Source organism: Mesorhizobium sp. C089B (assembly GCF_030323125.1).
In the GTDB taxonomy this organism is placed as follows: Bacteria; Pseudomonadota; Alphaproteobacteria; order Rhizobiales; family Rhizobiaceae; genus Mesorhizobium.
Genome location: NZ_CP100469.1, coordinates 505,965 through 530,056, shown reverse-complemented (window position 1 = coordinate 530,056; position 24,092 = coordinate 505,965). Strand labels below are relative to the sequence as shown.

Below are 24,092 nucleotides of genomic sequence, written 5' to 3'. Positions count from 1 at the left end.
TTTCCCCGTTCACATCGGGCGCGCGAGCCTGTCGAAGCCTCAGGCGCCAGCGCCCCATATACATGGTCGACGACAGCAGATTCATACTCTTGCCGAACCAAGGTTCAACACAATTCGATTGTACGGTTTTTACCAAGCCATTGCGGTTCGTTGCCCGCTTTTGCGCCGATGATAGATTTGCCGGGCGGCCTCTCCCCAGATGGCCGCAAATGGCCGGCGCGGCTCTGGCAACATGCTTTCACCGGCATTCGCGTCGGCCATTTCCAGCCCGTGCCAGGCTCAGCCCAGCAGGCGTTCGTATTCGGCCTCGGCCTGGCCGTAGAAGCCGTCGGCAACGGCGATCAGGCCATCCCGGTCGCGAATGACGATCTCGCCGCGCCTGGACCGGATCAGGCCGCGCCCTTCCAGGATCTGCAGGCCGATGGTGACGCCTGGACGCCTGACGCCGAGCATGACGGACAGGAACTCATGCGTGATCTGGATCTGATGGCCGACCACCCTGTCGTCACACATCAGGAGCCATCGGGCCAGCCGATCCTCGAGCTTGGCGCGGGCATTGCTCAGCGCCGTGGATTTGGTCTGGCCGTGCAGATAATGGGCATAGCGCAGCAGGAAGGCGCGAAGCGTCGGGCTTTTCTGCAGCGCTGCCTTGAACGGCTCGGAATCGATGCACACCGCCTCGCCCGGCATCTGCATGTAGCAATCATGGGGCGCCCAGTCGGCGCCCATCACCAAAGCGGAGCCCGACATGCCTTCGTGGCCGATGATGCCGACCTCGGTGTCGAGCCCCGGCCGGTTCCTCGCCACCACCGAGGCCAGGCCGCTTTCCAGGAAGCAGACCGAGGCGACCGGCTCGCCCGCCATTTCGAGCGGGGCTTTGAGATCGAGCACACGATGGTGCAAATGCGGCGCAAGCAGTGCGAAGTCGGCCGGGTTCATGCGGCGCAAGAGGCCGCTTTTCTCCTTGCTGACCGACTGGTCCATCGCTCTCTCCCGTCAAGGGCAAGAGCACATGTCATCTCCCAGCCGTCGGCGCCCTGCCCAAATGCAAACGGTCATTGGACGATAGCTGACTCGGATTCAGCCATCGTACTTCGTACAAAACCGACAAATCAGGGGCGACGCCCCATGGATCAATCCAGCAGCTTTTTCCTGGATCAGCGCTTCGGGCGGTCAGCCGCAACCATGCGCGCTTCGCGCACGATGGACGAGCGATCGTTGCCGATCAGCGATGCGATCTCTTGTATCTGCTGCTCGGAGGCCCCGGTTTCCCGCGCCAGGGCCGCGAGCGTCTCGGCGCTCAGACCGGACTGTCTCGGTTGCTCCGCCATGGCTCCAATGCCTCCTGTCGGGGCAGGAGTGCGATGGTCGCTCCCAAGCGTCAGCGCCCATTGATGTGGCCGACGATGCTGCACTGTACGCTTCCGAACAATCGATGGCGAGCGATATATTAGCGACGCTGGATGCGGCCCTAGAACGGCAGCCTTATCTCATCGATCGACCTCGACTCCGTCCAGCCAATGTCCTTCTGGATCTCCGTCGGCAGCGCATTCAGTGCGCGCACGGTCTTCCTGTGCTTGCTGGCGCGCGCCAGGGCAGCGCGAATTCTGCTGAGACTTTCAAACATCGGTTACCTCCATGCAGCAGCAGAGCGCTGCCTTAGGCCCGCTCTTGCGCCGCCTCTGTAACCTATCGATTGCGCGGCAACGGTGAAGCGGTTCACAAACCGATGCCGCCCAGAAACATTTGTATACAAATCAATTCAGGGAACGGGAGAGTCGCTAAGGAGGCCGCGCCAGACTGCCCGCGTCCAAAAGGCCGATATCCGCGTCGAGCTTGCGGGACGCTGGACCAAGGGCATGACGGTCTGCAATTTCGAGAAAATGGGCGCGATGCACCATTTCGGCGGCACGGCCAGCGAGCAGACCGACTTCCGCCACAGCGTGGCGATGAAGCTCGACCACCCGAAGTTCTGTGATCTGATCGTGGATGCGCTGGAGCGGCTGGTGAAGGCCAAAGGGTGAGTCCCTCTTCCCGGGCAATCGCATGGGATTGCGCCAGCTCCATATGCGATTGCCCTGCCCTCCTCCGCACCATTGCCCGCATCCTCGTCCGCCCGCTCGGCTATGGACGAATCCCATCATGCGCAATAAGGATGGGGTCTGCCGTGGCGCTTTCGCGCCGGGGCAGGCGACGTTCGATCAATTACGCTGCGCCGGGCGCCTTTGACGCCGCCCCGCAAACGTGTCGATACCGGGGGATCTGGTCATGACCGACAACAAGCCGACCGTAGACGTTACAAAGGACTGGCAGGCAACGCAGGGCCAGAAGTCCGGCGCCACGCGGCTGCGCCTGTTCGCCGTGCTGTCGTGGGTCATCGCCATTGGCGGCGAGATCGCCGGGATCGTCTTGCTCTACAAGCACAAGTTCGACCAGGGCAACCTGCCGCTGCTGATCGGCATCCTGGTCGGGATCGCGATTTTCGCCATCGCCGGCAGCCTGCTCTGGAAGGCGGCCAACAGGAAGGACCCGGCCCGCGAATCCGACACGTTCCGGTTCTTCGTCCAGAACCAGCTCGGCGCGATCATCACGCTGATTGCCTTCCTGCCGCTGGTTATCCTGATCCTCAACGACAAGAACATGGACCCGAAGAGCAAGAAGGTGGCCGGCGGCATCGGCGCCGTGCTGGCCGTGCTGGCGACGCTGATCGGCGTCAGCTACCAGCCGCCATCGGTCGAGCAGTACACGCAGGACATGAACACCTGCGCGGAACAGATCAAGGCGGGGCAGCCGACCACGGCCTGTTCGCCCGAGGTCGCCGCCCAGGCGCAGGCGATCGCCACCGACTCCACCACGGTGGCCGCGGCGACGAAGGACGCGGCACACCCCAATGGCCAGGATATCGTCTACTGGATCGCGCCGGAAAACGGCGCCGCCAAGTCCGACACCGAGCATGTCTTCCACCTCTGCGCAGCGGTCAGCCCCCTGAAGGACAAGACCGTCAACAGCGGCTCGGTAACGGAAGCCTACGCCCAGAACGCCATCCGCATCACGAAGCAGATCGAGATGGAACAGAAGCAGTGCGGGTTTACGGCTGCGGCGGCAGCGCCCGTGGCACCCGCGCCGGCGCCCGCTCCGGCGCAATAAATCCGACGGCGTTTAGGCGCGCCCGGCCGGGTTCGGCGCCAATCCGGTCCAACTCGTGGTTGTCGTAGCATTGTCGTAGGGCGCCCCAAATGCGAAGACCTACTTGGCGGAGCTGAACGCAAGGTAAGTGGCTATCGGCTGGCTAGACTCTGGCAGGAGCGCGATCATGTGGCTCCGATTCTGCACCGCCTCAATATCCGGCCGACTGCACGAGAGTGGTAAGAGTTCACGAGCGATGCTGGCCAGAACACCGGAAAGCTCAGCCTCACTCTTGTCAGGCCGCCCACATTCTCACTTATTCCTCGCTGTCAGGTCGATCCCAATGACGGTCACATCCTCAACGTTAGGGAACGATGCCGATATTTCCACCCACCGCTGTGCCAGGGCTTTCACCAGACCATCAAAATCCACACGGTTTCCTGTGCCCGGAATATCCCAGCCCTGTCGGTGACCCCGATATATGAGTACAAACAAGCCCCGGTTAGAAAGGTTATCGCGTAGATAGTCTCCGCAAAGCTGGTTCTCCAGCCGCTCCAGTAATTCTGGCCCGGTCCACTTATCGGCGAGTTTTAGCTCGCCCGGTACAGGTCCATCGAATCCTATGCCATGAAAGCGGATATCCATCCTCTTGTCGTCAGCAAGTTGTTCCTCTTGAGTCACCGTGTATCTGCTCAGCGCCTTGCTTCTTAGATCGTTGCCCAGAAATTTCCGCATGTCCGTTTCCAGGGAGACTGGGCGCAAAATACTCGCAACACTGCTGTCGCCGTTTTCAAGATCGTCCTTAAGATCGAGCAAGCGGAGGATGGCGAGCTCAGCCAATTCGCGGTGATTGCGGGGAGTCCTTTCCAGTTTGTCGCCAAAATCCCGAACCTGCTGCGCCGTCCACGGGAGCATGTCTCCATCCTGCTCAGCCTTGACCTTGGCAAGATGCGCCATCCACGGCCGCGATGACTCCTCAGGATGAGCTTGCGAGAGTTCAAGGAGGGCAAGATAGGCCTCTTTGCCAGGTATCTTATTCAACGCCTCGAAGATGCCATTGCGGGAATCTTGCGCATCGTCCCGAAGGCCCGGTGAGTAGACACCCTTTCCTGCCCGCTCGATGTCTTCCATCCGCCTGATATGCTCATGTAAGAGTAAATATAGCGTCTTGAGATATGCTGGTGTTTTGAACGCCTGTCGCACACCAGTGCCATCCGTTCGCCGACCGCCCCAAAGATGCGACGCATAAAGCATCGCGAAGTCAGTTCTTTTCTTCTTAAGTTTCATTTTGGCAAAATGTGCAGTCAGCGCAGCGATGGCGTGGGCAGGCGCGACCCCGGTCCACACGGCAAACCAACGCGCCAGATGCTTTGGATTGCGCAAACTACTGCATTTGCGCTTTGCCAAAGCAACGAGATATTCACCGTCAAGATTTGAGCCCTGAAGTATCTTCAAAAGCCGATCAAGATTTGACAGGTTTTTTGGTTCCGACTTCGAGAGCATCATGCTGAGTTTGGGCGCCAGAGCATCCCATGCCCAGCTTCCACTCCAACCAAGATCACTGAGAATGTAGTTTGTGTCTGTGACTTCTTCGTCCCTCGATAAGTCGAAACGAATCTCCTGCAAGAGGAAGTTGGAGACTGTCTCAGGGTGCGCTTGAAAAAGGTGCGGGAACCAGACAGGAAACCCGTTCAGCTCGAAAGACGCATATCGGCAGGCATTCTCGACTTCGGTATTAGACAGATGCGTCGCCCACCCTTCCATCTCGGTCGCCTCGATCTCAAGCCCAGTAAGCCCGATAATCACGGCGTGCGGCGTCGAATTGTCGGGCGCACCTTCGGAGCGGATCTTCGGCACATAGTGGCGCCAAAAGTTCACTGTGCCGTCGCGGAAAAACTGGGCGACCTCCTGCCCGTAGTTGAGGATAAGGTCTTTCCAATTGTAGTTTGTCCACCTGCCTGATCGCGCCTCGTTTTTTCTCGTTTGATCGAGGAGGTAAAGCAGTGCGTTTGTTAGCTGGCCGGGTTTTGTATCAAGCGCCGTCTGCTCCTCAGCCAGCTTTCCTACGAGATGCGACTTCCAGTCTGCGTGATAGGTATCATTCTTCAATTTTTGCTTCGCATCTCGCTTCTTCCAGTGGCCATTTGTCCGTTTCCAGCGGCGCGTCTCCGCCTTTTGCGCCGGCGGCTTGAGATAGGTTCTGAGTTTTGCTGTGAGTACAGCGTCCGCGGCTGCGGCACCCTTAAGTGCAGCACGCCACGCAGCGGGGCGGCCCGCCTTAACATAGATGGAGAATGCCAGGGACAGGACCAGCAGCCTGTCGTCGACCAGGGCGCGCTTATTGATCTGTTCAACCACGTAGCCAAAGTCGGCATCGCCAAAAGATGTGAAAGTTCCGAAAATCGAAACACGCCAGTGGTCAGTAAGTGTCTCACCGGCCTGTAGCCGTTCACGGTGGCCAAGGACTTCGCGCCAGAATAGCGCGCGATTGAGTTCGGGCCAGCCGGATACGAGTTGTGCGAAGTCCTCCTTTATCTCGCGAATATCGTCGAAACCGTATCCTCGCGCCGTCGCGATCTTGTGGAGAAGGTCCAACGTGTCGTCGGCCAACGCAGCGGAATCCCTATTTTCGATCAGCCGCTCTGCGCCCTTGGCGGCTGGCACCATCAACCATTTATGTACTTCGGATATTTCGCAATGGCGGCGCTCCACGAATGGGGCGCGGCCCAAAAGCTCGTTCAGTGCGGAGATCAGTCGGCTCAGTTGGGGGATGGATGCATCGGTCACAAATTCAGTGACGCGTTCCGTAAGATGATCGACCGAGTAACGCTCTTTTGTCTCAACTTTGCCGAGCGCGGCGATAAGCCAACTGGTCGCCTCGGCAGTTGGCTCTACTCCCTCAAGCAACTCGGCGAACCATTCTCGGTTGAGCACCGCGCCCTCGGCGAGAAAACTATCCCTCACCTGGCGTCTATCATCATCAGACCCTGACACTCTCAGAGCACGAAACGCGTTGGTTCTCACATAGTGATCCCCTCCAGGGGTCAGGGCGATCTGAAGCACCTCGGGCAATGCTTCTTTCAATTGCCCTAGCCAGACCATGCGAAGCAAGAATGCGGTCAGATCAGCATTGTCTGCGTACTTACCTAAAAGGTCGCGAACCTCTTGCGTGAGATCAACGTTGGCAAAGCGCTCAACGGCGGAATAGTCCCGTATTGATCGGCCAATATCGCCGGCGGCCATCTGCTCGCATACTTCCTGCAAGATGTAGCGGCGGAGTTCCAGCGGCAAATGGCTTGGGTCGCCACCTTCAAAGATGATCTCAGGGGCGACCTTGCGAACGCGTGCTCGGACTCTCTCATCGAGAAGAGTTAACCAAGGCAGAATCGGTCGGAGCGCTGGCACGACGATATCAAGGCCGTACTGGCTTCTAAAAAACAGGCCCTCAATATTTCTCCTGGATGTCTCGCGTCCAAGTAGGCCTGCGAACCATTCAGCCGTCAGGTACTCTCGCACCGAGCGATGATGAAAGCGTACCGTTCCGTAGATTGCTTCATCAAATATTGGGCGAGACAGCAGGATCGTGTGCTCCTTCTCGTCCCAGCCAGGCAGCACTGACTGGATTGGAATACCAGCCGCGCTGGGGACCGCGTCGGGGACGCGGATGACCTGATTTTGCAAAAGGGTCGCCGCGACGGCGAGCAGGCGCGCTCCTTCAAGCGCACGATTCAGCGTCATCGGACGTTGTTCTGCACGGTTTGGGTCGCGCTCGACCAATCGACGATCAATGCTGCTGCGGATCACCTCAAGTCGGCTGCCGATGCGCTGGTTCTCGACCCAAAACCCTGTCAGTTCCTCCAGGTCCTGCGGACGCGCCGTAAACGACCACGCATCGGCACGCGCTACGGCGTCCAGGAACGCTTTGCTGTCTGCGATGCCGCGGGCTTGCGCGAAGGCTTCGATCTGCCCCGAACTCAGATCGGCAAGGGCGAAAGCCTTGAAGACCGGCGGTGGCTTCTTCTGTGTTTTGGTGCTGGCTGCTGTCGCCGCGTCGCTTGCACCGAGAAAGCTTTCCTCTTCACTTTGAACGGAGACTTCACTGGTCGTCGGAGGAGTATATGAGAGGTGCGTTGAACAGATTGCCAGATCGGTTTTGGGTCGCCATGCCGCAATTCTACCGGTGATTAAAACGTGTGTCCGCGCCTTTGCTGCGTCGAGCACTCGGCCCAGCTTGCGGATGGCCAGATCAAAATCGTTCGGGCTGCGAAGCCGTGCTTCATCAACCGAGTCCAAAAACAACCAGCCTTCGGTATTCGACCCGCGCCAGGTCTCAAACTCGGCATAAGTGCCTACTTCGAACGCATCTTCAAAGTTTGTGACGACATGCTCGAGACGAAGGAAGAATCCCGGCTTTCCGCTCGTTCGAATTTTCTTGGCAGCACTGCGGATTTCAGCGGTTTTGCCCGAGCCGGCTTCGGACAAAAGCACGACGCGGTATTCTCTAAGCAAGTCCGTCCATGTCAGCTCTCGAGCCACATGAAATACGCTGGAGACGTCCAAATCGTCGCTCTCGGCAACGTAGTCCGAGAACGCATTGAACGTGCGTCCGAGCTCGATAAAATCGTAGCCGGCCTCAGCGTCTGCTTCCGGCATTGGGGCTGTTTCCATGGCTGCAACGCTAGCACATGGCAAGTGTAGAACAAGTGGGGAACACACCTTAGCCAATAGCTTGGCAGATGGTTTAGGAAAAATTGCTCCAGTTGCCCTTGCTGGGTTCGCTCAAGGCAGGCAAGAAGCGATCCACATAGCGTGCTCTGACCCAATGAAGAGCTCCTATACGTTCGCTTCTGGGATGCGAGTGAGCGGCTATCCGTATTGGACAAGTCGTGAAGCGGCCATTCAACGTCACCGGAGAATGCAACCATGTGCCTTGCGCTAAACAAACAAGGCCCCTCCCGGGGCCTTGCTTTCAACCTCAGTGCTGAGCGTCGCCCCCTCACTTCCCCATCAGCTGCTTGGCATTCTCGGCCGTGATCGCGGTGGTTTCCACCGTCACCGTCTTGTCCACCTCGGTGGCGCAATCGAGCAGGATCTTTTTCGACATTTCGATCGCTTCCTTGGCGCCCGTCGGGTAGGTGAAGGTTGCGACCCAGTCGCCCTTGGCGACGGCCTCAATGCCGCCGGCCGGGCCCGGCAGGCCATCGGTGCCGATGATCTTGACGTCCTTGCCCGCGCCCTTGGCGGCGAGCAGCGCGCCGGCGGCCATCATGTCGTTGGAGGCGTAGAGCACCTTGATGTCGGGGTGCGCCTGCAGCATGGCGGCGAAGGCGACCTGCGCTTTGTCCGGCACCCAGTCGGCGGCCTGCTCGGCGACGATCTGGACCTTCGGGTTGCCCTTCACGCCTTCCTTGAAGCCGTTGAGGCGCTCGACGGCCGGCGTCGAGCTCGGCAGGCCTTGCAGCACCGCCGCCTCGCCGCCATCGGGCAGCAGCGTCTTGGCGGTGTATTTGCCGGCTTCCTCGGCGATCTTGAAATTGTCGCCGCCGATGAAGGCGGTGTAGTCCTTGCCGGGGTCGCCGACCGTCTTGCGGTCGAGCTCGATGACCGGGATGCCGGCATCCATGGCGCGCTTCACCGCCGGCGTCAGCGGTGCGGCCTCGAAGGGCGAGATCAGGAGGATGTCGACCTTCTGGGTGATGAAATTGTCGACCTGCGAGGTCTGCGTGTTGACGTTGCCGGCGCCGTCGGCGATCTGCAGCGTGAAACCAGGCACTTCCTTGGCGGCCGCCTCCAGCTCGTCATTGACGTGCTGGCGGTAGGGCTCGGCATTGTTGGCCTGCGAAAAACCGATGACGAACTGGCCGTCCTTGGCGCAGGCTTTCACCAGCGGCTCGGCGGCGTAAGCGGAGCCTGCAATGCACAGGCCGGCGCCGGCCAGCAGCACGGCCTTGAGGGTCGATCCTCTTAGTGTCGTTTTCATAACTCACTCTCCTCCTCGTCCGGCCGGGGGCCAGACCTTGGTTTGACGTTCACGTGTTGCCGTCTCCTCCTTGTTTGTTTGTGCATGTCGTCATCGCAAAACCGATGTCACTTTTGCGCGACATGCACTAACGACCCAACCCCTCGCGGCGGCGAACGAGGGATTGAAGCACTGCCGCCAAAACGATGATCGCGGCGGTCGCGAGCAGCTGCATGGCGGGGGTGATGTTGTTGAGCTGCAGGATGTTGGCGAGTGCGCCCAGCATGATGGTTCCGGCAACGGTGCCGACCATCGAGCCGGCGCCGCCGAACAGGCTGGTACCGCCGATGACCACGGCGGCGATGGCCGTCAGCTCATAGCCCATGCCGTCATTGGCGCTGCCGAAATTGAACTGGCCGGCATGGACGATGCCTGCGAGTGCAGCGGCAAAGCCGGTGATGGCATAGACCGATATCTTCACCATCGAGACCGGCACGCCGGATATGCGCGCGGCGCGCTCATTGCCGCCGACGGCAAAAACATAGCGGCCGAAGCGCGTGGTGTTGAGCACGATGGTGGCGATCGCGGCAAAGACGACGAACACAAGCGTTGCCACCGGCACGGTGTTGTTGAACAGCCGCTCGCCCAGCACGGCGAACACCGGCGGCGCCAGGCCCGGCCCTTCGCCGTAGGAAATGTTGATGTACTGGTTGCCGGAGACGACCAGCGCCAGCCCGCGCGCGGCCTGCAGGCCAGCCAGCGTGACGATGAACGGCTCCAGCCGGAAGCGCGTCGAGATGGTGCCCTGGATGGCGCCGAAGACGATGCCCAAAGCGAGCACGGCGAGGATGGTGGGGATCAGGCCGAAGCCGCCGGAGATCATCATCGATGCGGTGACGACGCTGGACAGGCCAAGCACCGCGCCGACCGACAGGTCGATGCCGGCGGTGATGATGACGAAGGTCATGCCGATGGCGATGATGCCGGTCTCCGACACGGCGCGCACGATGTTGGCGATGTTGTCGGGGTTGAGGAACAGGATCTCGCCATGGCGGCGCGGCGAGAAGATGATGCCGCCGATCGCCACCAGCACCAGGCCGATCAGGCTCTGGAAGCGCACGATGAGCGCCAGCGGGTCGCGATGCTTTTGAGGCGCCGCCATCACCGGGCTCGCTGCCACTGGGTTGTTGTCCTGAGACATCAGGCCTCCCTGCCGTTAGCCGCGGCCAGCACCGTGTGCTCGTCGACGCCGCCCATGAATTCCGCCACATTGCGCCCCTGGCGCAGCACCACGATGCGGTCGCACAGACCGATCAGTTCAGGCATCTCGCTTGACGCCACCAGAATGCCCAGCCCTTGCGCGGCGAGTGCCCTGAGCCGCTGGTAGATCTCGCCCTTGGCACCGACATCGACGCCGCGTGTCGGCTCGTCGAGCAGCAACAGGCGCGGATTGCCGAGGATCTCCTTGGCCAGCACCACCTTCTGCTGGTTGCCGCCAGACAGCGCGCCGACGGCGATATTGGGGTTCTTCGGCCGGATATCGAACTGACCGAAGGATTCCTTCACCGCCTCGGCCTGGCGGCGCGGCGAGACCAGCCAGTTCGGCGATATCCTTGAGATGACCGACATCACCAGGTTGAGGCCGACGGCCATGCGCAGCATCAGGCCCGAGCCCCTGCGGTCGTCGGTCACGAAGGCGATGCCGGCGTGGCGGGCAGCGCTGATCGAATCCAGTTTTACCGGCTTGCCCGATATGGCGACCTCGCCCTCCCAGCGGCCGGACAGGCCGGTGCCGTAGAGCGCGGACAGCAGCTCGGTGCGCCCTGCCCCCATGATGCCGGCAAGACCGACGATCTCGCCTTCATGGACATCGAGCGAAACGCCTTGCGGCGCCTGCCAGCCGGCGCTGTCGCGGGCGAGCTTGAAGCTGGCGTTCCTCAGGCTGAGCAGCGGCTTGCCCGCCGCTTTGGCGCGTTGCGGATAAAGCTCATCCAGCGGACGTCCGACCAGCAGGCGCACCAGCTCGGCCTGCGGCGCGTGCGGCTCGGTGATGCCGGCGACGCGACCGTCGCGCATCACCGTCACCCGGTCGGCAATGCCGGGCACTTCCTCCAGCCGATGCGAGATATAGACGATGCCGACGCCGGTGGCTGCGAGTTTTCTCATGATGTCGAACAGCCGCTCGACTTCGCCCACGGTAAGTGCGGCCGTCGGCTCGTCCATGATCAGCACGCGCGAGGCGTAAGACAGCGCCTTGACGATCGCGACCACCTGGCGCTGGCCGATCGACAGGTCGGCGACCATGGCAGCCGGATCGATGGCGATCTCGATCGCCTCCAGCCGCTTCTTCGCCTCGCGGCGCATTGCCGGCACGTCGAGGAAGCCGCCCGGACGCATCAATTCGCGGCCGAGGAACAGGTTGGCCGCGACATCCAGCGACGGCACCAGGTCGAGCTCCTGGAAGATGGTGGCGATGCCTGCCGCTTGCGCCTCGCGCGGGTTGTTGAAGCGCACCGGTTTGCCGTCGATCTCGATCGTGCCTTCGTCCGGCGTGTAGACGCCCGACAGAAGGTTCATCAGCGTCGACTTGCCGGCGCCGTTTTCGCCGAGCAGCGCGTGGATTTCGCCCGCCTTGAGGTCGAAGTCGACGCCGCGCAGCGCCTGCACGCCGCCGAAGCGTTTGACGGCGCCGGTCATTATCAGCAGCGGCGCGCTCATGTTAGCCTCGTGTGGGCCGGCCTTCCGCAGGAGGCGCGCGCCCGCAGCGTCGCCTGCAGCCGCACCGAACGCGGCGCTGAAGCGGTCGCGGCTATACGGGCACTGAGCAGCGCTGCCGCCTGGCGGCCGATCTCGGTGCAGGGCTGCGCCACCAGCGTCAGGCGCGGCTCGAAACAATCGGCCCATTCGAAATCGTCGAAGCCGGCCAGCGACAGATCGCCCGGAATGGTGAGGCCTTTTTCGCGGATGGCGCGGACGGCTCCGATCGTCGTCATGTTGTTGCCGGTGACCAATGCGGTTGGTGGCGACGGCAGCGACAGGATGGCGTGGGTGGATGCGGTCGCCGCCGCCGTGTCGACATTCTCGGCCGAGAGATAGCGCGTCATGCACTCAAGTCCATTGGCGGCGAGCGAAGCCTGGAACGCCTCGATGCGCTCGCGCGTCGTCGTCAGGCCGGGCTGTCCGGCGATATAGCCGATGCGCTTGTGGCCGAAGGAGGCGACATGGTCGATCAGCGCGCGCATCGACGTTTCGTTCTCGACGCCGATCTGGTCGAAGCGCTCGTCGGCGAAACGGTCGATCAGAACGCATGGCATCTTCTTGTCGGCGAGGTAATCGATGGCGCGCTGCGGCGAGCCCGACGGGGCCAGGATGACGCCGTCGACGCGGCGCTGATGGAAAGCGCGCACCACCTGCAGTTCGCGGTCGGGATCCTCCTGGGTATCCGACAGAAACACCATCAGCCCAAGCCGTGCGCATTCGGCCTCGACCGCGCAGATGATGTCGGTGAAATAAGGGTTGGAGATTGCCGAGATCGCCAGGCCGACGCTGTTGGTGGTTGAGGCCTTCAGCGAGCGCGCCAGCTCGTTGGGCTGGTAGCCCATGGCGGCAATGGCGTCGTTGATCAGCCTCGCCTTTTCCAGCGAAACGAAGCGCGTGTTGTTGACGACATGCGAGACGGTCGACACCGACACGCCGGCGCGCCGCGCCACTTCAGCCATTGTCGGCAAGACATATCAGCGCCTGCAAGCGCTCCTCCCTTATGCGTTTCCCGTCCGCTCTGATGGCGGATTTCAAGGGAGCTTAGGCTGATCGAAACGTTTGCGCAATCGATTCGATGGATATTTTAAGCGGGGCTTATCTCCCCCCTCGAGGGGGAGATGTCGCCGAAGGCGGCAGAGGGGGTCGCCGCGCGTGGAGCGCCAACCTTCCATCTGCAGCAAGGACGTCGAGCCCAGTCGCACCGACCCCCTCTGGCCTGCTGGCCATCTCCCCCTCAAGGGGGGAGATTCGCGGTTTCCCCGAACTCCGCCACCAGCCCCTCATACGCCTCAAAGGCCGGCAGCGCCTCGTAACTGTGCACCGCAGGCGTCGTCGCCCAGGGCAGTTTCTCGCTGGTCCATGTCTCGATGAACGGCGTGAACCAGCCGGGCTCGTCAAGCATGGTGGGGCGCAGATTGACGAACCAGTCGAGCCCTTCGGGGCGCGTGAACATCCAGCTCATGCAATAAGGGCAGAAGTAATGACGCGAGGCGCCGTGCAGCCCGCCGATCACCGGCTCGCCTTGCATGATTTCGAAGCCGTCCGAGGGAATGGCGGCGCTCAGTGAATAGGCGCTGGCCGACATGCGCTGGCAGCCGGTGCAATGGCAAGCCATGGTCAAAAGCGGTTTTGCGGAAATCTTGAGCCGCACACGTCCGCAGCGACACCCGCCTTCGGCCGGCAATTTCAGGGTTGGCACGGAAGTCTCCCAGTATTCGAAGCGCCGGCGCTTCAGTCGCCGGTCAGCGCGTTCGTCGTCACCAGCGTGACGCCGGCATCGGTGAAATCAGCATTGTACCGGGCGATGATCTCGGTCGCGGTTTCGCCTTCAGTGTCCAGCGTGGAATGGGCATCGGAAACGACGGTAACGCCGAGGCCCTCGGCCAGGGCGCCCTTGACGGTGCCGGCGATGCAGAAATCGGTCTGCGCTCCGGCGAGCACGACTTCGCCGGCCCCCTGCCCGGCCACCCAGGCGCCAAGCTCGGCATTCGAGAAGGCGTTACGGACGGTCTTGGAGAATGTCGGCTCGTCCTTGGCCTGGCCGAGTTCCGGCCATACCGGCCAACCCGGCTCGCCCGGCGCCAGCGGATCGCCGGCCGGCCCGTCATGCCGCACGAACGCTATCCGGCGCCCCTCGCGCCGCGCCCAGCCGATCAGCGAGCGGGTACGCTCGGCTATGCCCGGCGCATCATGGATCGGCGGCTCGACGCGGCCGTCGAACATGTTGGTCTGGAGGTCGATGACGATGAGGGGAGCGAGGTTTGGCATGGCGCGAAGATAGCGCGGGCGATGGGAGGGTCAAGACGGCGAAGCTGCTGATCTCCCCCTTGGGGAGATTACCTGTACCCTCACCCGATTCCACCCGCGACCACGTAAGCACCAGCCGTGCGTCCATCCTCCAGCCGCATGACGGCCGTAACGATCGAGCCGTAAGCGCCTCGCCGCACACTGTGCATTCTTTCATGCTCGCCGGCCGGCACCAGGATGCGACCGTGAAAGCTTGTGCCGCTGCGCCGCAGAGCGACCGGTTCGCCATTGACGTGAACCTTGAGGTCAGCGGTCTCGGCATCGAGTTCAACCGTCACGGCGATCTCGGCCTGGTCTCCTCGCCGCATCGTTTCAGCGGCAAGCCTGAGTGCCGGCGGCAGCGCATCGCCGACCCGCAAATCACCGCGTTCCGCAAAGACATCGTCCGGCAATTCCGGCGTGCGCGGCGGGCTGGTGCGGCGCTGGGTGGCGCGCTCGTAGTCGCCGGCGAGGCGCAGCAACTCCGCATCATCATAGGCCTTGCCCGCAAAGGTCAGCCCGACCGGCATGCCGATATCGGCCATCGTTCCCATCGGCACGGTGACGGTCGGGATGCCAAGATGACGCCACACCAGATTGCCATTGGCAACCCAGGTGCCGTTGCGCCAGGCGATTGCTGCAGAGGTCTCGTTGACGTCGGCATCGGCCGGGCCGACATCGGCGACCGCCGGCAGCACGACGGCGTCGAGCCTGTGCTCGTCCAGCCAGTCCTCGAAGTCGATGCGCCGCGTCGCCTCCAATCCCCTCAGACCTTCCGCCAGCGCTGGAATGTCCAGCAATGGCATCACGCCCTGCTTGGCGCTCGTGACGTAGTCGGCCAGATCGAAACCGTCGTCGCCATAGCGGTCCGGCAGCGCGCCCGGCGGCTGCGGGAAAATCTTTGGGCCGTCGACCGCAGCCAGATCGGGGATCGCCGGATCGGCATTGGCGCGCAGGAAATCGTCCCAGCCCCACATGCAGAGATCCCAGATTTCGCGCTCGGCGAAGGCTTCCGGCACCAGCCCGCGTTCGACCATGGTTTTTGTGCCCGGACGGTCGCGCTCATAGTTCGAGACGACGGGGAAATCGACCTCGACCACCTCCGCGCCGAGCTTTTCCAGGTCACGCGCCGCCTGCCGCCAGAGGTCGAGCACCGAGGCGCGGGTCTCGATGGGTTTGGGCGCGCCGCCGTCGCGGCCGATATACATTTTCGGCACGCCGAGGCGTTTGCCTTTCAACGAGCCCTCCAAGGCGAGTGTAGTGTAGCTTGGCGGCCTGAGAGCAGCGCTTTTCGCGATCGACACCCAGGGCTGCGCGCGCCAGAAATCGCCGCGCGTCTCGGTATCGTCGGCGACGATCACGTCGAGCAGCTCCAGCATGTCGGCAATGCCGCGCGTGTGCGGCACCACCACATCCATGGTCGGCACCAGCGGCCAGTTGCCCCTGACCGAAATGACGCCGCGCGACGGCGTGTAGGCGACAAGTGCATTGTTGGACGCCGGCGCGCGGCCGGAAGACCATGTTTCCTCGCCCAGCCCGAAGGCGGCGAAGCTGGCGGCGGTGGCCGTGCCCGAGCCGTTGGACGAGCCGGAAGCGAAGGCGGCGGTCAAATAGTCGGCATTGTAGGGGCTCTCGGCGCGGCCATAGACGCCACGCTGCATGCCGCCATTGGCCATTGGCGGCATGTTGGTCAGCCCGATCAGCACAGCACCACCGGCCCTCAGCCTGGCAATGGTGAAAGCGTCCTCGTTGGCGACGAGATGCTCGAAGGCGGGCGAGCCGGCGGCCACCGTCAGGCCCTTCACCTTATAGCTGTCCTTGGCGGTGTAGGGGATGCCGTCGAGCGGCCCGAGCGCAGCACCATTGCGGCGGCGCAGGTCGGACGCCGCCGCCTCCTCGAACATTGCCGGGTTAAGCACCGGCACGGCATTGAGCGCAATGCCATGGCGGTCGTAGTGCGCGATGCGCCTGAAATACGCGCCGGCCAGCTCGACGCTGGTGACGGTACCGTCTTCCAACGCGCGCCGCAGATCGGCAATCGAGGCTTCGACGATGTGGAGGGGCATGGGATTCTCGAGATGCAGCGGCAAATGAGTCTTCGCATCGTGCGATACGAGTGTCACGCCTCAAACGGAAGGCGTGACGGCGACGCTTATGCACTCGGCTCACAGCATCTTGCTGTCGAGCTGGCCGTTTTCCTTCATCAGGTCGAGATAGGTCTTGGCGCCGGAACTGCCGTGGCCTGCCGCCTTGAAGAACCATTTGGCGGCTTCCTTGTAGTTTGGTTTCCCATCGACGCCGCGGTAGTAGAGCGAGCCCAGACTGAACTCGGCATCGACGCTGCCGGCCTTTGCGGCTTCCAGCCACCAGGACTCGGCAGCCTTGTCGTCTCTGGCAATGCCCACGCCGTTGGCCGAGGCATACGCTAAGGCTAGCTGGGCATCGACATTTCCCTGCCGCGCCGCCTTGAGCCACCAGCCCGCCGCATCCGCACTGCTTTGCGCAACGCCAACACCCTCGGAATAGGCTGTGCCGAGCGCTTTCTGCGCGAATGCATTGCTCTGGTCGGCGGCTTTGCGCCAGAGCCTTGCCGCCTGAACGGGGTCCTTCGTTACTCCTAGACCATCCCAATACAGTCCACCGAGAGCGAACTGCGCAAGGTCATTGTCCTTGTCGGCAGCCTTGCTCAGCCACTCGAATGCCTGCCTTTCATCCTTCCCGACGCCCTGCCCGTCCCGATACACGACCCCGACATTATACTGCGCTACCACATGGCCTTGGACAGCAGCCTTCATCCACCATCGGAAGGCCAGATCATTGTCTTGCGCAACGCCGCGGCCCTGGCTGTAGAGGATACCAAGCATATATTGAGCGTCGGCGTTTCGCCCGTCGGACGCCTTTTGCGCCCAAGTCGCGGCCAACGCATCGTCCCGTCCCACGCCTTCGCCCAGCGAATACGCCCGGGCCAGATTGGCACCGGCTTCGGCATTCCCCGCTTCCGCGGCCTTGCGCCACCAATAGACCGCCTGCCCGGCGCTCTTCTCGACGCCTTGGCCCATCGAATAATATCCGCCCAGATTCGACTGGGCGAACACAAAGCCCTGATTGGCGGCTTTGCTCATCCACGCAAACGCCTGGCCGTCGTCCCTAGGGGTACCTTTTCCCTGGCCATAAGCGGCCGCCACCGCGTATTGCGCTTCTGTCAGACCGGTGGTTGCGGCCTTCATCCACCACCCGAACGCAAGGCGGTCATCCTGCTCAACGCCGTGGCCCCGCGAGTACAAAGTGCCCAGCAAAGCCTGGGCATTCGGCTCACCCAGATCGGCTGCCTTTTTCACCCACACTATGGCGGCCTGATCATCCTTCTTGACGCCTTGGTTAAGATAGTAGGCGCGTCCGAGACAGAAAGCGGCCTCCAGGCTTCCTTGGTCAGCCGCCTTGCGCCACCATGAGGCAGCCTGCTCGAAGCTTTGCGCAACACCCCGACCCTGCGCATACAGGACGCCGAGGGCGTACTGAGCGTTCGCATTGCCCTTGTCGGCTGACTGCCTGGAAAACTTCAACGCCAGTTGATCGTTTCTTTCGACCCCTTGGCCATTTAAATAGACTTGGCCGAGAGAATATTCAGCCTCCCCGCTCCCCTGATCGGCCGCCTTGCGCCACCAATAGAGCGCCTGCTCATAACTTTGCGCGACCCCTTGGCCCTGCCAGTACAACACGCCGAGCTGGTACTGCCCATTCATGTTGTCTTTATCGGCGGCCTTTCGTGAGAAACTCTCGGCAAGCCGACTGTCCTTTTCAACGCCCCTGCCCATAAGGTAGGCCTGACCCAGTGCTGCTATGGCTTCCGCATTGCCGCCATCGGCGGATTTCTTCCACCAATACACCGCCTGGCTGTCGTTCTGAGCCACGCCCTCCCCGCGCCAGTACAGCGCACCAACCTGGCCTTTTGCGTCAACATTGCCAGCGTCCGCCATGATCTTCATTTGACGGAATACCTCGGCATAATCCTTTGCCTGGAGAGCCGCTGCACCCTTTTGTGCCGCTGACCACTGCACATAGTAATTTCGGCCAGGACCGAGCAGCACAAAAGCCGCCAGCAACACCAGAACGACGGTAAGGACCCCTCGGCGACGCGACGTGGGCGGGCTGTAGACAGGTGTATCCACTTTGGGCGCCCAGTCGTTGTTGCTCACCGTCCCCAATCCATTTGCAGCCACCAGTAATCCATAGCGCAAGCCAGGCTGTTCTGGAATATCCAAAGCATTTGATGTCGCTACTGCGGTGCGCCGGCGAACAGGATTTCGCCATCGCCGCCAGCCGCCGGCCAATCCCTGATGGTCCGATCGTCGCCGCCGGTGAGCAGCGTGCCGTCGGTGGCGAAGACAACGGCGTAGATAGGGCCGGTGCGGCTGTCGAACATGGCGATCTGGCCGCCGGTGCCGACATCCCACAGCCGCGCCGTGCCGTCGAGCGAGCCGGAGGCCAGGCGCTTGCCGTCGGCCGACAGCGCCAGCGTATAGACGGTGCCTTCGTGACCCTCGAAGCGGCGCAATTCCCTAAACGTGTCGAGGTCCCAGAGCTTGATCGTGTAGTCGCCGCTGCCGGTGACGACATGATGGCCGTCGGCGGTGAAGACAGCGCCGTAAGTGCCCTGCTCGTGGCCGTGCCAGCTTCGCAATTGCTTGCCGCTTTCGACGTCCCAGAATTTCAGCGTGCCGTCGATGGAGCCGCTGAGCGCGCGCGTGCCGTCGGGCGAGATTGCGACCGTGCTGATCGGCCAGTCATGTCCGGTCATCACATGCAGCGCCGATTTGTTGACGAGATCCCAGACGATGACGTTGCCGGTGTCGTGGCCACTGACGGCGCGCTTGCCGTCCGGGCTGATCGCCAGCTTGCGCACGCCGCCATTCGCGCCCGACGAGAAGACATGCAGCACCGCGCCGTCGGCAAGCTTTCGCAGCACGATCTCGCCATCGTCGCCGGCGGTCAGCGCGGTTGCGCCGTCGGGCATGAACAGCGCCGTGCGCGCCATGTCCTTGTGTTCACCAAGGTTGCGGATCAGCCGCTGCCGGCGATGTCCCAGAGCTTGATCATATGGTCGGTGCTGGCGCTCATGATTTCGCGGCCATCGGCCGAGACGGCGAGCCAGACGACGGCGTCGCGATGGCCGTCGGGCTCGGTCGGCAGCGCCGGCGGAGGCGGCGGCAACGGCGCGACGGTTTGCGGTGGCGGTGTCGCCGGAGCGAGTGCGACTTGTGGCGGCCGAGGGGGAGCAGTTGGAGGCGTAGGCTGCGCCGGTTCCGGCGGTTTGGCAGCCTGCTCAGGCGGGGTTGGCTCGGGAGGCGTGGCGAGCGGCGGCGAACTCGGTGGAACCGCCGGCGTCGCCAGGTCCGGTGGGACGCCGGCGATATCCTGGCCCTTCGGCTCGGCTTTGGGCTCTCTCGGGGCGACGACCTCAGCGCCCGGGCCGGCGTCACGCGCCCAAGGGAAGTGGTCGGCCAGCAGCGCCAACACGGCGAGCACCGGCAACATGAGGAAGGCGCGCCGCCAGCCCGGGCGACCCTTGGATTCCATCTCAGCGTCGCGGCCAAAAAGCGGCGTTCCAGCAGGCTGGCTTCGCCGACCCGGCAGCAGTCCGGCCCAGAACAACAGGGCGCCAAGCAGGCAAAGCCCGCCGACGGTCAGGAACACCACCGGTCGCAGCGTGGCTGGGCCGTGCAGCATGTGGTCGATCCCGCTCCAGCTGAAATCTCTGTCGCCGAGCAGCAGATACGCCCGCACCAGACAAGCCAAAGCGGCCGCCAGCAGCGGAAGCGCAAACAGCCTTTCGGCCAACCTGTCCATCGGACTCCCCCTCCGGTGCCGCACCTTGCTCATCATGCGGCCGCCGCAGCGAAACAAATAGCGCAAAACTGCGCCCACGAAAGTGGGCGCGATCACGCAGCCAAATTCACTTCAATTCGACCCATACCGGCGCGTGGTCGCTGGCGCCGTCCTCACCTCTGACATCGCGGTCGATGCCGGCAGCGGTGAGGCGGCGCGCCAGTTTCTTCGACAGCAAGATGTGGTCGAGCCGCAGCCCGGCATCGCGCGGCCAGCGGTTGCGGCGATAATCCCAGAATGTGTAGAGCGTTTCCTTCGGATGCTTCTTGCGGAGCGCATCGGTCCAGCCCTGCTCGAGCAGACGCTGGAACGACGCCCGGCTTTCCGGCTGCACCAGCGCGTTGTCGTCATAGGAGCGGGTGGCGTAGATGTCGCGCGGCTCGGGCACGATGTTGTAGTCGCCGACCAGCGCCACCGGCAGGCCAGTGTCGAACAGTTCTGCGGCATGCGCCTCCAGCCTTTCATGCCAGGCCAGCTTGTACTGGAATTTCGGCCCCGGCTGCGGGTTGCCGTTGGGCGCGTAGACACAGGCGATGACGATGCCGTTCACGGCCGCCTCGATGTAGCGGCTCTGCTTGTCGGCGGTATCGCCGGGCAGGACGTCACAGGTCAGCACCGGCTCGGACCCGCGCGCGAGTATCGCGACGCCATTCCAGGTCGGTTCGCCCTTCCACACCGCGCCATAGCCGGCCGCCGCAAGCGCCGTGCGCGGAAACTGCAGGTCGCGCGCCTTCAGCTCCTGCAGGCAGACGACATCGGGCTTGGCTGCCGCCAGCCACGCCAGCAGGTTTTGCAGCCGGCTGTTGACGTTGTTGATATTGAAGGTGGCGATTTTCATTTGGCGATCAGGAAACGATCCGCCCTGTCCACGCCTTCACCGTCCCGGCCAGCGTCTTCAAATGATCGGCGGTCGAAAACCCCGACACGCTCTTGCGCGGCTTCAGGTCGTGGTCGCCATCCTCCAGCCAGATCACCTCGATGGCTTTGGAAAGGCCGTAGGTCGCGACCTCTTCTTTCGTGCCGAATTCGTCGCGCGTGCCCTGGAAGATCAGTGTCGGTGTCTTGAGGTCGGCGAGGTGTTTTGTCCTGAGCTGCTCTGGCTTGGCCGGCGGATGAAAGGGATAGCCGAGGCAAACGAGGCCGGAAATCTCGCCCTTGGCGAGCATTTCGTCCGCAATCATCGAGGCGACGCGCCCGCCCATCGACTTGCCGCCGATGATGAGCGGCCCGGTGACGCCCATGGCTCTCAGATCGGCGATGGCCTTGATGTATTCCGGGTTGACCGTCTCGGCGCGCGGCGGCGGCTTGCGCTGGCCGTAGCGGCGCGCCGCCATATAGTGAAATTCGAAGCGCGCGACCTGGAAGCCGGCGGTGGCGAGCGCCTTGGCGGTGTCGGTCATCGAGGGGGAATCCATAGACGCGCCGGCGCCGTGGGCCAACACGATGGTGACCGGGGCTGTGTCAAAGCCGTCGAAGAGGAAGCTAGTGGGCATCAGGCTGCGGGACCCCGATATAGTGGTAGGTGGTTTTGGAACCGTGAACTTCCTTACGCCACTGCTCCGGATGCAGGGTAACATGGGTGAAAATGGCTGCAAAAAACCCCACGAGCACGATGAAGAATGGCCGGCCGAAGCAAACGCGCTGCTTGTTCGACATACGGTCCTCGGGGCGCTGGGGAAATGGCCAAGTTCTGCGGTTGTAATATGTGGCCCAATTGATTTTGCTGTCTTCGAAAAAATTCCAGCCATTGCTCCAGTAGAAGAGCAGCTCGCGGGCCTCCTGCACCGCCAAAACGATGAAGCACGCGGTTAATCCCATACTCGAAATCTGAACAAGATTATCCACGGCAGCCTCACCCCGCCGTCCGCGCCAGCTGCAGATCGACGAACTGTATCCCCTTTTGCGCAGTGCGCGCCCATTCGCTGTCAGCATCGAGTTCGAGATAGCGCACCCAGTGGCGGCGGGCTTCGGTCAGATTGCCGGCGTCGAACTCCAGCCGGGCAAGGTTGAACACCGGATCGGCGTAGCTCTTGTCGAGCGCGATGGCCTTGACCAGATGCCGGCGCGCCGAGGCGATCTTGCCTTCGTCGCTCATCAGCCCGGCGAGGTTGAACCAGGCCTCGACGAACGCCGGATCGAGCTTGATCGCTCTTGCATAGTCATGCGCCGCGTCGGCCACGCGACCGGCGCCACGCAAGCAGTTGGCGCGGTTGAACGCGGCGATGGCGTCGCTCGGATCGATGCTGAGGCAGCGTTGGTAGAGCGCCGCCGCCTGCTCGTGGTCGCCCTGCTCCTCCGCGCTTTCAGCCTCGGCGAACAAATCTTCCAGCGTATCGTCGCCGTCTGCACTCGCGCTGCCGAGATCGAACAGCAGCTGGCCGTCAAGTTCGCTCTGGCCATCCTCGAGATAGATCTGATCGGGCCGGCCATGCTGCGAGCCGACATTGAGCGATTTGGCGGTGAGCGAAGCGACCGGACCGGAGCGATGCACGGAGCGCGCGATCGCGCCCCAGGATGCACCGCCGGCGACCAGCCCGGCATATTTGCGGGCAAGGATCAGATCGCGGAACGAGTAGGGTTCACAATCGTGCTCGAAGGCGTCGAACAGGCTGAGCAGGTCGAGGTCGGCACCGGACAGTCTGGACTGGTCGACGAGAGACTGCCTGGACAGCGAAGACGCCTCCGGCGCCTTCATCAGACCAAGCAGGCGCAGGAAGCCATTTTCGCTAAGGAGTGTTCGGCCAGCGGAGCCCTCGGCTGCAACTCGGCGCTCGATCTCGGCATCGCCGCCCTTCGCCGTGCCGGCCTTGGCGATCAGCGTTCGGCCGAACACAACATGGCTGGTGCGCCTGGTGACGCCGCGCCGCAACTGGCCGTGCTGACGCTCCACCTCACGGGCCGCGAGCCGCAGCGGAAATGCCGCCAGCGCGCCGATGGCGCCGAAGACGGCGCCCGGGATTATACCGGTCGGCGCCGTCACCCCTTGCTCTTGCCGACGGCCTTGAGCAGATTGGCCTTCAACGGGTTTTCCTTGGCCGCACCCGCCTTACCCTTGGCGGCAGGTTTTTCAGCGTCGTCGGCCTTGCTCTTCGACTTGGCCGGCGGCTTGGCTGATTGCGACAGGCTCGCCTTCAACGCGTCCATGAGGTTGATGACATTGCCACGCTCGGGCGCCGCCGCAATGATGGGCTTATGGCCCTTCAGTTTCTCGCGGATCATCGTCATCAGCGCGATCTCGTAGCGGTCCTCATAATTCTTCGGATCGAAGGTGGTTTCCTTCTGCTTGATCAGCGCTTCGGCCAATTGAAGCATTTCGGGATCCGGCTTGCCAGCCGGGATGTTGCCGAAATATTCAGCCGTGCCGCGCACTTCGTTCGGGTTCCTCAACGTACACACGAACATGCCGTTCTCGCGCGCGCCGATCGTCACCACGCGCTCGCGGCTGGACAGGACAAGGCGGGCAATGGCCAGCTTGCCGGATTTGCGCATTGCCTCGCGCAGCACGGCGAAGGTTTCTTCCGCCATGGCGCCATCCGGCGCCATATAGTACGGCGCATCTTGATAGATGACGTCAACCTCGTCTTCGTCGACGAAGGCCTCGATGTTCATCGTGTGATTGGATTCGATGCGCACTGCTTCGAGGTCGGCCTCATCGATGATGATGTACTGCTTGTCCTCGTATTCGTAACCCTTGACCAGGTCCGCGCGCTCGACGAGGCCGAGTTCAGGGTCGACCGGCTTCATGTTGATGCGGTTGTGGGTCTTCTTGTGCAATTGGTTGAACGATATGCGCTCGCTGGTCGTCGTTGCCGGATAGAGCCGGACCGGACAGCTGACGAGGCTGAGCTTGAGGTAACCTTTCCAACTTGCCCTGGGCGCCATGATACTCTCCTACGCGGCCACACACTGACATTTCAGACTGAGCATGATCTTACCGACAACCGGTTGCCACTTTTCGGGATCATGCTTACTGCAGCGCTTCGTCCAAAGGACGAATGGTGCTGCGGAAATCCTACACCGACCGGGCACGATACAGGCAAATCCCTAGCGAAATCTTCCAGTCGCCCTGAAGGTC

The 24,092-nt window shown here is 62.6% G+C and carries 21 protein-coding genes; 2 read left to right on the top strand and 19 right to left on the bottom strand.

Going from position 1 to position 24,092, the window contains the following annotated elements; genetic code table 11:
- Positions 1 to 279 precede the first annotated feature (279 nt).
- The 3 genes from NLY44_RS02620 to NLY44_RS02610 form a co-directional block, all read right to left on the bottom strand.
- Complete coding sequence (locus NLY44_RS02620) at positions 280 to 984, bottom strand: Crp/Fnr family transcriptional regulator (protein WP_023685922.1); 705 nt, start codon at positions 982 to 984, stop codon at positions 280 to 282.
- A gap of 173 nt (positions 985 to 1,157) precedes the next feature.
- Positions 1,158 to 1,331, bottom strand: coding sequence for a hypothetical protein (locus NLY44_RS02615; protein WP_023671410.1), 174 nt, complete (start codon positions 1,329 to 1,331; stop codon positions 1,158 to 1,160).
- Between the two features lie 140 nt (positions 1,332 to 1,471).
- Positions 1,472 to 1,627 carry a DUF1127 domain-containing protein gene (locus NLY44_RS02610; protein WP_023671409.1) on the bottom strand — a complete coding sequence of 52 codons (156 nt, stop codon included), beginning with the start codon at positions 1,625 to 1,627 and terminating at the stop codon, positions 1,472 to 1,474.
- A gap of 232 nt (positions 1,628 to 1,859) precedes the next feature.
- Between NLY44_RS02610 and NLY44_RS02605 the strand changes: the two genes are divergently transcribed.
- Together NLY44_RS02605 and NLY44_RS02600 are read left to right on the top strand one after the other, a co-directional pair.
- A complete protein-coding gene (locus tag NLY44_RS02605; RefSeq protein ID WP_023805549.1) occupies positions 1,860 to 2,024 on the top strand; it encodes a hypothetical protein in 165 nt (54 codons plus the stop codon).
- A 244-nt stretch (positions 2,025 to 2,268) separates the two neighbouring features.
- The gene (locus tag NLY44_RS02600; RefSeq protein WP_023805550.1) at positions 2,269 to 3,147 is read left to right on the top strand and encodes an SLC5/6 family protein; all 879 of its coding nucleotides are present in this window, start codon (positions 2,269 to 2,271) and stop codon (positions 3,145 to 3,147) included.
- Positions 3,148 to 3,438: 291 nt separating this feature from the next.
- On the opposite strand, the gene hyoA is transcribed toward NLY44_RS02600, so the two are convergent.
- The 16 genes from hyoA to ku form a co-directional block, all read right to left on the bottom strand.
- A complete protein-coding gene (hyoA, locus tag NLY44_RS02595; RefSeq protein WP_023805551.1) occupies positions 3,439 to 7,779 on the bottom strand; it encodes an NACHT domain-containing antiphage protein HyoA in 4,341 nt (1,446 codons plus the stop codon).
- Between the two features lie 343 nt (positions 7,780 to 8,122).
- Positions 8,123 to 9,106, bottom strand: coding sequence for a substrate-binding domain-containing protein (locus NLY44_RS02590; protein ID WP_023689831.1), 984 nt, complete (start codon positions 9,104 to 9,106; stop codon positions 8,123 to 8,125).
- Positions 9,107 to 9,233: 127 nt separating this feature from the next.
- On the bottom strand, positions 9,234 to 10,286 hold the full coding sequence (locus tag NLY44_RS02585) for an ABC transporter permease (protein ID WP_023705098.1): 1,053 nt from the start codon (positions 10,284 to 10,286) through the stop codon (positions 9,234 to 9,236).
- Positions 10,286 to 11,803 carry a sugar ABC transporter ATP-binding protein gene (locus NLY44_RS02580; protein WP_023805552.1) on the bottom strand — a complete coding sequence of 506 codons (1,518 nt, stop codon included), beginning with the start codon at positions 11,801 to 11,803 and terminating at the stop codon, positions 10,286 to 10,288. Before NLY44_RS02580 ends, NLY44_RS02585 begins: the two co-directional genes overlap by 1 nt.
- Entirely contained in the window at positions 11,800 to 12,813 is a 1,014-nt protein-coding gene (locus NLY44_RS02575) for a LacI family DNA-binding transcriptional regulator (RefSeq protein ID WP_023805553.1), read from the bottom strand. Before NLY44_RS02575 ends, NLY44_RS02580 begins: the two co-directional genes overlap by 4 nt.
- A 266-nt stretch (positions 12,814 to 13,079) precedes the next feature.
- Positions 13,080 to 13,544 (bottom strand): GFA family protein, encoded by a 465-nt coding sequence (locus NLY44_RS02570; RefSeq protein WP_023805554.1) that lies wholly within the window; start codon positions 13,542 to 13,544, stop codon positions 13,080 to 13,082.
- A 32-nt stretch (positions 13,545 to 13,576) separates the two neighbouring features.
- Positions 13,577 to 14,113, bottom strand: coding sequence for an isochorismatase family protein (locus tag NLY44_RS02565; protein WP_023805555.1), 537 nt, complete (start codon positions 14,111 to 14,113; stop codon positions 13,577 to 13,579).
- A gap of 80 nt (positions 14,114 to 14,193) precedes the next feature.
- Positions 14,194 to 16,197 (bottom strand): amidase, encoded by a 2,004-nt coding sequence (locus NLY44_RS02560; RefSeq protein ID WP_031201941.1) that lies wholly within the window; start codon positions 16,195 to 16,197, stop codon positions 14,194 to 14,196.
- A 99-nt stretch (positions 16,198 to 16,296) separates the two neighbouring features.
- Positions 16,297 to 18,327, bottom strand: a complete 2,031-nt coding sequence (locus NLY44_RS02555) for an SEL1-like repeat protein (RefSeq protein WP_156941014.1) — start codon at positions 18,325 to 18,327, stop codon at positions 16,297 to 16,299.
- A gap of 80 nt (positions 18,328 to 18,407) precedes the next feature.
- Complete coding sequence (locus tag NLY44_RS02550; protein ID WP_245263811.1) at positions 18,408 to 19,166, bottom strand: WD40 repeat domain-containing protein; 759 nt, start codon at positions 19,164 to 19,166, stop codon at positions 18,408 to 18,410.
- A gap of 26 nt (positions 19,167 to 19,192) precedes the next feature.
- Complete coding sequence (locus tag NLY44_RS02545) at positions 19,193 to 19,978, bottom strand: WD40 repeat domain-containing protein (protein ID WP_156941015.1); 786 nt, start codon at positions 19,976 to 19,978, stop codon at positions 19,193 to 19,195.
- 106 nt (positions 19,979 to 20,084) lie between these two features.
- Entirely contained in the window at positions 20,085 to 20,855 is a 771-nt protein-coding gene (locus NLY44_RS02540) for an exodeoxyribonuclease III (RefSeq protein ID WP_023805558.1), read from the bottom strand.
- 7 nt (positions 20,856 to 20,862) lie between these two features.
- Entirely contained in the window at positions 20,863 to 21,510 is a 648-nt protein-coding gene (locus NLY44_RS02535; protein ID WP_023805559.1) for an alpha/beta hydrolase family protein, read from the bottom strand.
- Positions 21,500 to 21,862, bottom strand: a complete 363-nt coding sequence (locus tag NLY44_RS02530; RefSeq protein ID WP_155923794.1) for a hypothetical protein — start codon at positions 21,860 to 21,862, stop codon at positions 21,500 to 21,502. The genes NLY44_RS02535 and NLY44_RS02530 overlap by 11 nt, the downstream gene beginning before the upstream one ends.
- A gap of 7 nt (positions 21,863 to 21,869) precedes the next feature.
- Entirely contained in the window at positions 21,870 to 22,997 is a 1,128-nt protein-coding gene (locus NLY44_RS02525; RefSeq protein WP_023805560.1) for a tetratricopeptide repeat protein, read from the bottom strand.
- The gene (gene ku / locus NLY44_RS02520; protein ID WP_023685883.1) at positions 22,994 to 23,899 is read right to left on the bottom strand and encodes a non-homologous end joining protein Ku; all 906 of its coding nucleotides are present in this window, start codon (positions 23,897 to 23,899) and stop codon (positions 22,994 to 22,996) included. The genes NLY44_RS02525 and ku overlap by 4 nt, the downstream gene beginning before the upstream one ends.
- Positions 23,900 to 24,092: the final 193 nt, after the last annotated feature.